The 12,359-nt window shown below is 59.1% G+C and carries 15 protein-coding genes and 1 pseudogene; 10 read left to right on the top strand and 6 right to left on the bottom strand.

Features of this window, described 5'->3' with window-relative positions; translation table 11 throughout:
* Window positions 1–128 precede the first annotated feature (128 nt).
* Window positions 129–266: pseudogene (locus F4V54_RS03705) on the top strand (molybdenum cofactor biosynthesis protein); the annotation flags it as partial.
* A gap of 25 nt (window positions 267–291) precedes the next feature.
* Window positions 292–501, top strand: coding sequence for a hypothetical protein (locus tag F4V54_RS03700; RefSeq protein ID WP_150386284.1), 210 nt, complete (start codon window positions 292–294; stop codon window positions 499–501).
* Here the strand turns inward: F4V54_RS03700 and F4V54_RS03695 are convergent.
* The 4 genes from F4V54_RS03695 to F4V54_RS03680 form a co-directional block, all read right to left on the bottom strand.
* Complete coding sequence (locus F4V54_RS03695; RefSeq protein ID WP_150386283.1) at window positions 498–1,478, bottom strand: diaminopimelate dehydrogenase; 981 nt, start codon at window positions 1,476–1,478, stop codon at window positions 498–500. The two genes, F4V54_RS03700 and F4V54_RS03695, sit on opposite strands and share 4 nt — an antisense overlap.
* 158 nt (window positions 1,479–1,636) lie before the next feature.
* Window positions 1,637–2,047, bottom strand: coding sequence for a large-conductance mechanosensitive channel protein MscL (gene mscL, locus F4V54_RS03690; protein ID WP_034663992.1), 411 nt, complete (start codon window positions 2,045–2,047; stop codon window positions 1,637–1,639).
* Between the two features lie 119 nt (window positions 2,048–2,166).
* Window positions 2,167–2,826 carry an SAF domain-containing protein gene (locus tag F4V54_RS03685; RefSeq protein WP_150386282.1) on the bottom strand — a complete coding sequence of 220 codons (660 nt, stop codon included), beginning with the start codon at window positions 2,824–2,826 and terminating at the stop codon, window positions 2,167–2,169.
* A gap of 79 nt (window positions 2,827–2,905) precedes the next feature.
* Window positions 2,906–3,469, bottom strand: a complete 564-nt coding sequence (locus F4V54_RS03680; protein ID WP_150386281.1) for a 5-formyltetrahydrofolate cyclo-ligase — start codon at window positions 3,467–3,469, stop codon at window positions 2,906–2,908.
* A gap of 71 nt (window positions 3,470–3,540) precedes the next feature.
* On the opposite strand from F4V54_RS03680, the gene F4V54_RS03675 reads away from it, so the two are divergent.
* From F4V54_RS03675 to F4V54_RS03655, 5 genes are all read left to right on the top strand, one after another.
* Entirely contained in the window at window positions 3,541–4,497 is a 957-nt protein-coding gene (locus F4V54_RS03675) for a UTP--glucose-1-phosphate uridylyltransferase (RefSeq protein ID WP_102724428.1), read from the top strand.
* Between the two features lie 65 nt (window positions 4,498–4,562).
* Complete coding sequence (glp, locus tag F4V54_RS03670; protein WP_034663977.1) at window positions 4,563–5,846, top strand: molybdotransferase-like divisome protein Glp; 1,284 nt, start codon at window positions 4,563–4,565, stop codon at window positions 5,844–5,846.
* A gap of 2 nt (window positions 5,847–5,848) precedes the next feature.
* Complete coding sequence (locus F4V54_RS03665; RefSeq protein WP_052092808.1) at window positions 5,849–6,520, top strand: GNAT family N-acetyltransferase; 672 nt, start codon at window positions 5,849–5,851, stop codon at window positions 6,518–6,520.
* A gap of 101 nt (window positions 6,521–6,621) precedes the next feature.
* A complete protein-coding gene (gene sepX / locus F4V54_RS03660; RefSeq protein WP_150386280.1) occupies window positions 6,622–7,698 on the top strand; it encodes a divisome protein SepX/GlpR in 1,077 nt (358 codons plus the stop codon).
* Window positions 7,699–7,717: 19 nt separating this feature from the next.
* Complete coding sequence (locus tag F4V54_RS03655; RefSeq protein WP_150386279.1) at window positions 7,718–8,266, top strand: hotdog fold domain-containing protein; 549 nt, start codon at window positions 7,718–7,720, stop codon at window positions 8,264–8,266.
* On the opposite strand, the gene F4V54_RS03650 is transcribed toward F4V54_RS03655, so the two are convergent.
* The gene (locus tag F4V54_RS03650; RefSeq protein ID WP_170253101.1) at window positions 8,256–8,780 is read right to left on the bottom strand and encodes a DNA-3-methyladenine glycosylase I; all 525 of its coding nucleotides are present in this window, start codon (window positions 8,778–8,780) and stop codon (window positions 8,256–8,258) included. The two genes, F4V54_RS03655 and F4V54_RS03650, sit on opposite strands and share 11 nt — an antisense overlap.
* Before the next feature lie 55 nt (window positions 8,781–8,835).
* Between F4V54_RS03650 and F4V54_RS03645 the strand changes: the two genes are divergently transcribed.
* Together F4V54_RS03645 and F4V54_RS03640 are read left to right on the top strand one after the other, a co-directional pair.
* Entirely contained in the window at window positions 8,836–9,243 is a 408-nt protein-coding gene (locus F4V54_RS03645) for a DoxX family protein (RefSeq protein WP_102724423.1), read from the top strand.
* Window positions 9,236–9,889, top strand: a complete 654-nt coding sequence (locus F4V54_RS03640; RefSeq protein ID WP_150386277.1) for a zf-HC2 domain-containing protein — start codon at window positions 9,236–9,238, stop codon at window positions 9,887–9,889. Before F4V54_RS03645 ends, F4V54_RS03640 begins: the two co-directional genes overlap by 8 nt.
* Here the strand turns inward: F4V54_RS03640 and F4V54_RS03635 are convergent, their stop codons facing one another.
* Window positions 9,890–11,605, bottom strand: a complete 1,716-nt coding sequence (locus F4V54_RS03635) for a dolichyl-phosphate-mannose--protein mannosyltransferase (RefSeq protein WP_376997402.1) — start codon at window positions 11,603–11,605, stop codon at window positions 9,890–9,892.
* On the opposite strand from F4V54_RS03635, the gene rsmI reads away from it, so the two are divergent.
* Window positions 11,496–12,344, top strand: coding sequence for a 16S rRNA (cytidine(1402)-2'-O)-methyltransferase (gene rsmI, locus F4V54_RS03630; RefSeq protein ID WP_150386275.1), 849 nt, complete (start codon window positions 11,496–11,498; stop codon window positions 12,342–12,344). The genes F4V54_RS03635 and rsmI overlap by 110 nt on opposite strands.
* The last annotated feature ends 15 nt before the right edge of the window (window positions 12,345–12,359 follow it).

Genomic DNA, 12,359 nt, shown 5'->3' with positions numbered 1-12,359 from the left:
GGCTATATTGAAGGAGCGAAAGCCAACGGCTGGAAACAAGCCATCAACCAACTATCCGTGGCATACCCCGACCGATTCGCGGACTACTTGTAAACCAAACCCCGCACACAAAAAATCGGACACTCTCTGGCATTTGCGGTGTGTCCGGTTCCACGGTGATTGTGAACCTAGCGCCATCCCGTGCTGCGATCCGCGACGGTGTGTCCACTATTGCACCGCTTGTTGCCCACCTCATCGAAGAACTGCGCAAGTACAGCGTGCAGTAAGCATCCAGCAGAGGAACCGAGGATCATGAAAAAGCGGCGCCGCGTGCGGCGACTTTCCAGCGCTACTGATTACGACAGAACAGCGGATCGCCCCAACCCCCACCAGGTGGGGCAGTCCGCTGATTGGGACGGTGCCCGTGTGGTCCAATTGGATGAAGACGGCCCGCCAGAACTAGCTGAACTGGATGACGCTGCCCGCTACCGCGAGGAACGCCCCCCGCACTACGGGGATTAGAGCTTCTTCGCCACTAGATCGTCCAACGGTTCCGCAGACAGCAAGTACGGTGCTACCTCGAACACGGTGCGCGCACCAATTTCACCAGCCTGCTTCATACGCCATGCAGCGCGACCGTAGGCAACCTGCACGGCAGCGGTGAAATCAGGGTTGCGCTCCAACTCCAAGCCAAACTCAATCACGTGGCCGGAGGTGCCGGACTGGCCACGGGTGATCACCTGACCGCCATGTGGCATGCCTTGGTGGTCGCGCTCAAACTCAGCCTCGGTGATGAACTCCACGATTGTCTCGTACGGTGCAAAGTAGTCCGGCATGGTCACGATGGTTTCGCGGATTTGCTCTTTCAGTTTCTCATCCTTCGCGGCATCACCCGTCTCCTCAGCTACCACGAAGCAGTGGCGTAGATGGCACTCATTACTCTTCAGGTCTGCGCCCTCACCACGTTTGACGGCCTCAACCGCCTCCGGGTTCGGCTTGGTGTACTGCACCCCTTTAAACACACCGGGCACGCGCCGCACAGCATCAGAGTGTCCCTGCGACAGACCCGGACCCCAAAATGTCATCTGGTTGGCGCCCGGCAGCACCGCACCACCAAGCACACGGTTCAAAGAAAACAGGCCTGGATCCCAGCCAGTAGAAATCATCGCGATGTTGCCACCATCACGTGCGGATGTATCCATCGCTGCGCGGTATGCCGGGATCTCATGGTGATTGTCGTAGGTGTCCACCGTGGTGAAATGCTTGGCCAATTCAGGGCCCTGCTCCGGCACATCGGTGGCACTTCCCAGGCACACGAACAGTACGTCGACCTCGTCTTTATGCTCTTGTGCATCCCCCGCCGGCAACACACGCGCCTCCGTATCCAGAGAGTCACGGCGTGAGAACACGCCGACGAGTTCCATGTCGGGCTGCGCAGCAATAACTTGTTCAACACTGCGGCCCAGGTTGCCGTAGCCGATGATGGCGGTACGAATCATGCGGGGGAGTCCTTCCTACATAACGATGTGTGAATTATTTGTGCGTAATGATTCTTCCAGAAATTCACCGTCTGCCGGAGAAAATCTGTAAAAGGGGAGCAAAAACGGGCCGCCCCAAGGAGTGGAGCGGCCCGCAAACGTTTCCCGTATTTCAGGGATTAGAGCTGGCGGGTGCCTTTCTGGTTAGCCAGCAGGTCGCGGATCTCGGCGAGCAGTTCCTGCTCGGTTGGAGCCGGGGCATCTTCGGTGACGCCCTTGCGGCGCTTCTGAGCCTCATCCAGCTTGTTCATCGGTGCGACGATGATGAAGTAGACCACTGCGGCGATGAGCAGGAAGTTAATCACAGCGGTGATGAGTGCACCGAAGTCAACGAAGGTTGCATCGTTGCCACTGATGATGTGGACGCCCAGGCCGGAGAAGTCTGCGCCACCGAGGGAGGCAATCAGCGGGTTGATGATGTTGTCAGAGAACGAGGTCACGATCGCGGTGAAAGCAGCACCGATCACAACACCGACTGCCAGGTCGATGACGTTGCCACGCATGATGAAATCTTTAAAGCCCTTAAGCATTCTCTCTCCTTGAGAAATTGGTAGGTAAAAAATAGGTGGGAATATTGTTCCCCCCAACGGCGAAAGAAATTACTACATTGTGGGCGACAAAGCTAGGTGAGGGCTGCGATTGGCGGTGACTAACCGCGGTGACGCCCGCCGGTAAGCACCACTGTTAGTGGCAAAGTCAGGGAAGATGCGGCAACGTTCTCCGCGTCTTCATTTCGCAAAAGCAGCAGTACACCGGTCTGTGCCTCACCGCTGCCCGCGGTGATGACAGTGCCGCCCGTGGCAATAGTCCGCGCCGTCACATCAGCCGCAGCATCTGCTGTTGTGACCACGGACACTTCATCACCGTGGTGCAGCATGGGCACGATGTCGGGTTCAGCAAGTTTCACGGGCACGAGGGTGAAAGCGCTGGGATCTTCCCCACGTGCTTGGGCCACGGAGCTCACAAGGTCAGGGCCCGTGATGCGCGTCGTGGTGAGTACCTCACCAGCAGAAGCCGCCGCAGCAATTACCTGCCCTTCAGCTTTCGTTCGGTCCGCCAGCGCATTATCGGGGACAAACTGCCTGGGCAGGGAACGCAGCTCCACATCATCGGCGTCAAGCACATCACCGGGGCCGACGTCTCGGGCGAAGACAACCACCTGGGGGTCTCTGGTTGCTCGCCCGCTTAGGGCAAGAAGAGCAGCACAGACAACAAGCAGGATGGCCATGACGCGTCGCAGAAGCAGGGACCTCCGGTAGCCGGGAGTGGAAAGAACGGAGAAGGATGAAGAAAAATTAGAAAGTGCCATACTCTCTTTGACTGCTTCAGCACCCGGTTTGGTTCCCCGGTACCCCAAAAATTTTTAGCAAACCCCTAATCATGCCCCGCTAAAACGGGAAAGATACCACCCCAGAGGGCGTGACTGCGGTGTGAACTGGCTGATCATGGGCGTCAGCCGGCAAAGAATCGTGCACCTCATTGTCATAGACCAACGCGATGCGTGGCTGGTGGTGTGCGTGGAGGAGCGCGCGATCGTAGTAGCCAGCGCCCTGGCCAAGGCGCACCCCAGTCCGGTCCACGCCTAAGGCCGGGACAATGATCACGTCACACGTGCTCAACACGGTCGAGGGCAGGCGCGGGCCGGTGGGCTCGGCAATGTCATAAAACGCACCAGGAGCTAACTCACCTGGTGCGTACACCGCCCACTGCAGCTCGCCACCAGCAAGCGTGACCGGCAGTAGAACCTCATAGTCTTCCTCCACCAGTGCGGGCAGCAGCGCCGGCCCACCCGGCTCAGTGGGCAATGGGGAATAGGCGGCAACGCGGTGGGGGGACAAGGTACGCAGGTGGGTGAGAAGGTGGGTGACCAGGGGGACGTCGATAAGCATCTTTTGCTCAAGCGCCTCACGCGCACCACGCGTGGTGGCGCGAACAGCAGTCTTTGAATCCATGACATCCCTCTTTCCCTACACACCCAGCTGATTCCAGGTTTAGTGCCGTCTCACAGGTAGACTATCCATTCATGCGCAATTCCTCCTCGGCCCCCCAGGTGGGCGTGAAAACCGTTGTTGTTCCCGCAGCTGGAATGGGTACCCGGTTCCTGCCCGCCACAAAAACAGTGCCGAAAGAATTGCTGCCGGTGGTGGACACCCCCGGAATTGAGCTCATTGCGGAAGAGGCCGCCCAGCTCGGTGCACAGCGCCTTGCTGTTGTGACCGCGCCGGGTAAAGGCGAGGTGATGGAGCACTTTGGCAATTTTGATCACCTGAAAGAGACCTTGTTGGCGCGTGGTAAGGATGAGCAGGCGCGAAAGGTTGCTCGTGCGGCGGAGATCATTACCGCCCAGGCAGTCGTGCAAGAAGAGCCGCTCGGTCTTGGCCATGCGGTCGGCTGCGCTGAGGCGATCCTGGATGATGATGAGGATGCGGTGGCCGTCATGCTGCCGGATGACTTGGTTCTGCCCACCGGGGTCATGGAAAAGATGGTGGATGTGCGCGCCAAGCTCGGCGGCTCGGTGCTGTGTGCCTTTGTGGTCAGTCCGGAGGAAGTATTCAACTACGGCGTTTTTGATGTCCGCGAGGTGGATGCCGCTGAGGGTGTGGACCCGGAAAAGGTGAAGCGTGTGGTGGGCATGGTGGAGAAGCCGGAGCCGGAAGATGCGCCGTCCACGTTTGTTGCCACCGGCCGTTACTTGCTGGATCGTGGCATCTTTGATGCTTTACGCCGTATCACGCCTGGTAAGGGTGGGGAGCTACAGCTCACCGATGCGATTGAGCTGATGATCAGTGAAGGTCACCCGGTGCACGTGGTAGTGCACGACGGTAAGCGCCATGACCTGGGTAATCCAGCGGGCTACATTCCAGCCAATGTTGATTTTGGTCTGCGCCATGAGAAGTACGGCCCAGCCCTGTATAAGTCGATCAAGCAGATCCTGAAGGATTTCGAGTCGGAGAACCCGCACCTCGCCGGCACCGACTAAATTGACGTGTAATTAAGTTGACGTGTAATTGAAAGATTGTCAGCGGCCAGCGGAAGGGTGGCGGAATGCGCAGCGTTGAAGAGCAGTTAGACATCATTGTTGATGCCACGATGACGCCTTCACCGATCCGCATTGGCATCACCGATGCGCTGGGTCTTATGTGCGCGGAGGAAGTGCAGGCAACGCGCTCGCTGCCTGGATTCGCGCAGGCTGCCGTGGATGGTTATGCGGTGCGTGCGGTTGATGTGGGTGGTGCGCAGTCGCTGAGTAATCGTGCACCGGTTGAAAGCGATGACGCTCCAGCCCAGAGCGACCCTGATACGTCCCTGCCCGTGGTGGGTGAAGTGGCTGCTGGAAGTCAAAAACCGTTGCGCCTCCAACCCCGCCAGGCTGTGCGCGTGGCTACGGGGGCACCCCTGCCCACCTTGGCTGATGCAGTTTTGCCCCTTGAGTGGTCCGACCGTGGCCGCCGCCGCGTGACCCCGCACCGCCCAGTGCGTTCGGGTGATTTCATCCGCCGTGAAGGCGATGACATTCAACCGGGGGATATCGCGGTGCGTGCCGGCGCTGTTCTTGGCCCGGCACAGATCGGTCTCCTGGCTGCCGCCGGCCGCGACAAGGTGCTGGTGTATCCGCGTCCCCGCGTAACTGTCATGTCCTATGGCTTAGAACTGGTGGATATTGATAGGGATCCGGGGTTGGGCCAAGTCTTTGATGTTGGTTCCTATGCTGTGGCTGCAGCTGCAAAGGATGCGGGCGCGGATGTCACCCGCGTGGGCATCATTAATGCGGAGCCACGCCACCTGAAAGAGCAGATTGCGGTGCACGCGCAGAAGAGCGAGTTCCTCATCATCACCGGCGCCGTGGGCGGTTCCAGCGCCCGAGCTGTCCAAGAGGCACTGGGTGCGCTCGGCGATATTGATACCACGCGTGTGGCTATGCACCCCGGTTCTACCCAGGGTTTCGGCTTGGTGGGGGAGGATCGCATTCCTGCCTTCTTGTTGCCGTCAAATGCTGTGAGTGCTCTCGTGGTGTTTGAGGCGCTCATTCGGCCAGCCATCCGATCGTCGTTAGGCAAGCGCGTGCTCAATCGACGCATTGTGAAGGCGCGATCCATGAACCGCATTGAGTCCATTCCGGGCCGCCTGGGTTTTGTCCGCGCTCGCCTCATGCGCGATGCTCAAACGCGGGATTACCTCGTTGACAACATCGGTGGCGTTTCTGGCGGTCCGGCGCATTTGCTTGCTGGTTTGGCTGAGGCGAATGCGATGATCCGGATTCCCACGGACGTGGTGGAAGTGCGCCCGGGTGATGTCGTCGACGTGATGTTCTTGCAGCAACGGGCATAACCATGCTGAGTCTCATCGGTTGGGCGCACAGTGAAGCCCACCCGGGGTGGCCCAAGGCGACTCCGACAGTTTTTGTTCGTGGTGACGTTGGTGATGTACCGGTACGGCTTCGTCCGTTGAAACGTTCAGATGGTGCTGCTTGGTCGCGCATGCGTATCACCGATGAGGCGTTGTTAAGGCCTGTCGAACCCACTGTGCAGGGCACGTGGCGCGACGCTCATTCCCCGGAAGCCTGGCGTTCCAATTGGTTGAATCTGCGGCGCTGCGCCAATAGCGGCATGGTCGTGCCTTTGGCCATTGAGTATGGCGACCACTTCATCGGCCAAGTCACCTTGGGCAACATCCAGCATGGTGCCGTGGGGGAGTGCTGGATTGGATACTGGGTGTATTCCCGTTTTAGTGGCCGCGGCATTGCCACGGTGGCCTGCGCTCTGGGCGTTGATCATGCCTTCGCGCGCGTGGGCATGCACCGCGTCACGGCAACATACCTTCCTGATAATCCTGCCTCGGGGAAAGTTCTGGCCAATGCCGGTTTCCGTACGGAGGGATACCTCAAGGAAAATCTCCATATTGATGGGCGTTGGCGGGATCACCATTTTGTGGCGCAGAACATTGATGACCTGCCTGGCTCGGCGGTGGAGCGTTTAGCCGCGCAGGGCAGATTGTGGATCTAAGAAAAACTGGCGCGTGTCTCGGCGTGGGGCGGTCAACTTCAGCCGGTGGATGGTTAGTGTCGAGCTAGCAATTTTCGCAGTAAAGGAAAGGTCGTGGACCCATGTCAGGCAGCCTCAGCCTGATCATTGTTCTCATCGTGGTTGTGTGGGCGATTGTTCTCGCCCCGATGGTCTTGGGGGATTCCAAGCCCATCCGTCGTAGCGGTGAGGGCTTTGATGAGACCCGTGTCCTCCACGAGGGCGGCACCGCCGCGCTTCAAACTCGTCGCCGTCCGCGAGTGACGGCCGCAGACATTCACCACCACGATGAGGTGGATGACTATGAGGTCGTCGTTCCCGAAGAAGAAAGCACAGAAGCCGTGCTTATCGACGACTCCTCGGCTACCCCTGCCTGGAAGAAGCTTTTCATTCGTTCCAACATTGTCGATGCTGTCCCTGCTGAAGAACCTGTAGAAGACTCTTCGAAAGACCGTGCAAAAGAAAGGGCAGAAGAACCAGCAGAGGCTGTAGACGCAGGCGTTGAACTCGATACTGAGCTAGGTGAGGCCGAGGGTATCTCTGCGGAGTATGAATATGACGACTCCTACCTTGCCCCTGAAGATTTCGGCTACGCCACTGTGGTGAACATCCCGGAAGCGGAGTCAGTTTCTGAGGACACAGCAAAGGACTCGGTAGAGAGCGTCGTAGAAGACAAAACAGACGACGTGGTCGAAGATTTGGACGAGGCCACCCTCGCCCGCGCGAGCCGTGGCCGTGGCGGTTGGACACCAGATGCGGAGAAGCGTGCTCGCGCTGATCGTCTACGTCGCCGTGAGCGCACCATGCTAGGGCTGATTACCATCACTGGTGTTGCCTTCATTTATGCACTGATCACTGGTGGTTGGGCATGGTTGGCGCCACTCGCCGCCGGTGCTTTGTTGGTCTGGTACATGGCTGCTGTACGCAGTTTGGTCAATCAGGAGCGTGCACTGCGTGAGCGTCGCCTGCGCCAGCTGCGCCGCGCCCGACTGGGTGTTGTCTCCTCGGATGAGGGCGCACCGCTGCCAGCCCACATGCGTCGCCCCGGTGCAGTGATTGTGGAATTGGATGATGAGAGCGCGGACTTTGCCAACCTGCCAGAGTTCTCCGGGGATGGTTTTGATGTCCACGGCCCCGAACGCGTCCGCGAGAGCGCTTAAGCCAGTAACATCACGGGGTATGACTCAAACTAATACCTCCGATTCCACCGAGGCCACTGCTGGAACGAAGCCAACCGCAACGAATGACAACCCGGGCCCAACGGCCCTTCTGTGGGAGAAGTTCAGCGATTCCACTATCAAGCGTGGGTTGTTCTCTGCCCTGTACATGGTGAAGGCCCCGTACTTCCGCACAGTTATGCCGCGGGTGCGGGAAGCGGTTCCTGGCCGTTGTGTTGTGCGTTTAGGTAAGTGGTGGGGTGTGCAGAACCACATTGGCACCTTCCATGTGATTGCCGGTTTGAACGGCGCGGAAGCAGCGATGGGTCTGCTGTGTGAGGTCACCGTTCCAGATACGCACCGCTGGATTCCACGTGGTATGCGTGCGGATTACCCGAAGAAGTCCACTGGTGGCTTGACCGTCACCGCCACTGCAGACTTCCCGGATTTTTCCACCATTACGCGTGAGACCGGCGGTCAGCTGGTCACCATCGACTGCCAGCTTGTCGACGATGCTGGCGTGGAGCCCATCACCGCCGAGATCGACGTGTGGGTGACCGCTAAGAAGTAATGCCGGTGCATTGCAATAGCGCAAACACCGTCACTGGCCCCAGCATGGTGAAGCCCCGCACCTTCAGTGCCTTCACCAACTCCTTGGTGTCCTCCACTGATTGGGGCGTGGGCTCAAAAGACCACAAGAATTCCGCCAAGTCCGTTCCTTCGTCCCGCAGTGCCAGAGCAGCCTGGGCATTTGTGATCACGGCGTTGATTTTGCGGCGGTTGCGGATAATCGTGTCGTCGCTAAGCAATGCTTCAACATCCGCCTCATCCCACCTGGCGATTGTTTCGATGCTGTTGTTGAAAATCGCGCGACGCAGCGCATCACGCTTGTGCAGAATTAGATTCCAACTTAAACCTACGACGAAAACTTCTAGGCCGAGAAGCTCAAACATCTCCGTTTCCGTCGTAACAGGGTTCCCCCATTCTGTATCGAAGTATTCCTGAACTAACGGCGTTACGTCCCGGGTGAGGGCTTGCTGCTGGTTGTCTTGATGAGTGTCTAGTTCAAAGTGTGAAAGTGTCATACTTACTTTGACTGCTGTAGGGGCCCATTTGGTTCCACGTTGTAGGCTGTTTTTTATGAATACCCCCGCTGTGCGCGATGCTGCGCTGCTTATCGCACGTGTTGCCCTGGGTGTTATTTTCATCGCACGGGGGTACCAACACTGGGTGAGCGACGGGATGACGCGCACGGCGGCGACATTCGCGCAAGCGGGAGTGCCACAGCCGAAGCTCGCTGCATACACCGCAGGATCATTGGAGCTCGTCGGCGGTGCGTTGCTGATTATTGGGTTGCTTACCACTATCGTGGCCTTGCTGTTGGCGCTGCTGGTGGCCGGTGCCGGCTATTTTGTGCACATGGATGCGGGCTTCTTCGCGGAACAAGGTGGCGTGGAATACCCGCTGGTTTTGGTTCTTCTCCTGCTTTTCATAGTTGTGTTTGGAGCAGGTCGGGCGAGTTTGGACAAGGTGCTGATCGATGATTAGCCACGCAGAGGTACAAGCAGCACTTTCAGCGCGTATCGACGGTGAAGACACCGGCCTGGACAATTCCGTCATTGATGCGCACTTGGACCATTGCGCCGAATGCTCGTCCTTCTGGGAGCGTTCCTTGGCATTGTCACGCTCCTTGAGCATTGTCGAAGCAGATGACTCTATGGCGCCGCCGGATGACCTGTCGGACGTGATTTACGCTGGCGTGGAAACCGAATTTCACAAACTCGCCTCGCGCCGGCTCCTTGGGTTGAGTATTGGCCGCGTGATCCTTGCCATCCTGGCAGTGCTGTACATCTTGTGGGCAGGTCAGCTCGTCGCTGGTTCCGGTGCAGCGGAGTTGGACCCTGAAGTGGCCAGCTTGCTCATCGGCGCGGCTGCCGTCCGCGTGGGCATCGCGGCAGCACTCCTGTTGGTGGCGTGGAAGCCCAACCAGATTCCGGGTGTTCTGCTCATCGTGGGAGCAATGTTCGGGTTTACCGTGGGCTTTGCTGTGTTGGATGCCGTGTCCGGTGACACCCCAGCACAGTGGCTGCACCTGGGCATGCTGTTATTCACCAGCGTCGCACTCGTATTCATGTGGGTTGCGGACCGTGGGCCATCCAACCCGTTGCGCACGCTCAGCGCTGGGCCACAGTAATTATCTCCAGCTCGGCAGCCACATGATCTGCGAGTAATAGCCATCGGGGATGACAAAGCCGTAAAGGATCGGGGAGAAGTACAAGAACATACCCACAGCCACAGCAAGGTATACCACTACAGCTAGTTGCCCCGACGTCATGCCGTAGCCGGCGAGCTTTCGCATCTGTGGCAGGGGCTTGCCACGCTGAGCAAGGTTCCCCAACGCCAGGGCGATGAGCACGATAGTGAAGGGCACCAGGGGAGCGGCGTAGAAGAAGTACATTTGGCGGTCAAACGCAGCCAGCCACGGCAGGAAGCCAGCGGCGAAACCGATGAGGGGCAGGATGACACGGCGGTCACCGCGGGAGATCCACATCCAGATCGCCCACAAGAGGATGGGCACGGTGAGCCACCAGATTGCCGGGGTGCCAAAGAGGTAAATCATCCGGCGGCATTCTTGGCCGCCAGCGCAATCGATGCCGGTAGAGGAGTAGTAGAGAATCGGCCGGGAAGCCACTAGCCAGGACCACGGTTTGGAATCCCAGGGGTGGGAGTGGCCGCCGGAGCTCGTCAACTCGGAGTGGAACCGCAGCACGGAGAAGTGGTAGTAGAACCAGCCGGCGATTGGTTCGGGCAGCTGGGTGAGCCAGGACCAGTCGGAGCCTTCGATGGTGCCGTCGGCAAGCGAATGCCTGTATACGGATGTCTCAGATGCGAACCAGGCGCGCCAAGACCAGACGTACAGCACCGCGGGGATGAGTACGATGGAGGCCAGCGCCGAGGGGACATCACGCAAAAGCGTGCCCGCAACCGGCTTGGCCACCCCGTAGCGGCGGCGCAGCCACAGGTCGTAGAAGGACGACAGCAGGCCAAAGAACGCGATGTAGTACAGGCCAGACCACTTCACAGACAGCGCTAAGCCCAGCAATACACCCGTGGCAAAACGCCACCAGCGGAAGCCCAGGCGAGGGCCGAAGGGGCCGGATTCGGCGATGCGTCCGCTCACATACGCGTCGTGCAGACGCTGGTGCACTTGCCGCATGTCACCTGCCAGTGTCCACGCCGCCATGACGATGGGAAGCAAGATAAACACGTCGAGCATGCCGAAGCGGCCGATGACGAGCAAGACGCCGTCGACAAGCGCGAGAATGCCCGCAAACAAAGCGACCAGCCAGGATTGCGACAAGCGTCGTGCAAGCAACATGGTGAACACAACCACCGCAGAACCGAAGAGTGCGGCGACGACACGCCACCCCAGCGGGGTATAGCCGAAGATTGCCTCACCGAGCGCCATCAACTGTTTGCCCAACGGTGGGTGCACCACCAGGCCATAACCAGGGTTGGATTCAATTCCACCCAAAACCGGATTGAACGAGGAAACGAAAATGTCCCATGCCTGCGGCGCGTAGTGCTTCTCGTCGAAGACCGGGGTCCCCTTAGAATCCGCCATGGTCAGGCCCACAAACCGCGTGAACAGCGCAATGACGCCAATCACAACGGTGGTGATTGTGTCCCGGCGCGTCCACGGCACAGTGACGGGGGCGGTGGGCGCGGGGGATTTAACGGCAAGACTCACGGCAGAACTCACGCTGGTGATCTTACTGCCCACCCTTAAGCTTGTTGCCATGGATGATTCGCTTGTTGCCTCGGGCATTCTTGTTGCAGCCACTCCGCTAGGCAATATTCGTGATGCCTCGCCGCGTCTCGTGGAAGCACTTGAGCGTGCAGATGTCATCGCCGCTGAGGACACGCGCCGGACCCGCTCGCTCGCCGCAGCGCTGGGCGCGGAGATTCGTGGCAAGGTCGTGTCCAATTTTGATCACAATGAGGAACAGCGAGCTCAGGAGCTTATCCGCGTCGCCCGCTCCGGCCTCGTCCTGGTCATCTCTGACGCGGGCATGCCGCTTGTGTCTGACCCTGGCCATTCGATCGTGTCCGCCGCACATGACGCTGGGGTTCGGGTCACCTGCCTGCCGGGCCCATCGGCGGTGACTACCGCGCTGGCATTGTCGGGGTTGGGTGTTGGCCGTTTCATTTTTGATGGCTTTGCGCCCCGCAAATCCGGTGCACGCACCACCTGGCTGGAATCCCTGAAAGGGGAGAAGCGTGCAATCTGTTTCTTTGAATCTCCCCACCGCATTGGTGTCACTCTGGCCCATGCAGCTGAGGTGCTCGGCTCCGAACGTCGAGTAGCAGTGTGCCGCGAGCTGACCAAAACCTACGAAGAAGTACGCCGTGGCACCCTGGTTGAACTTGCCGAGTGGGCTGCTGATGGCCTGCGTGGTGAGATCACCGTTGTCATTGACGGTGCGGACTCCACACCGGCCCCCGCGGACGAAGAAGACTTGGTGGAAGCGGTCCTCGCCAAAGTGGATGCCGGCGTGCGTTTGAAGGATGCCGTCAAGGAAGTGGCCAAATCAGCCGGAGTGAAGGTCGGTGACCTCTACGACGCCGCGCTCAACAAACGGGGGTGAACGTCAATGGCGTGA

The sequence above is a fragment of the Corynebacterium tuscaniense genome (genome assembly GCF_008693065.1).
GTDB lineage: Bacteria > Actinomycetota > Actinomycetes > Mycobacteriales > Mycobacteriaceae > Corynebacterium > Corynebacterium tuscaniense.
The sequence above is the reverse complement of the archived record's forward strand: the minus strand, read 5'-3'. Positions and strand labels throughout refer to the sequence as shown.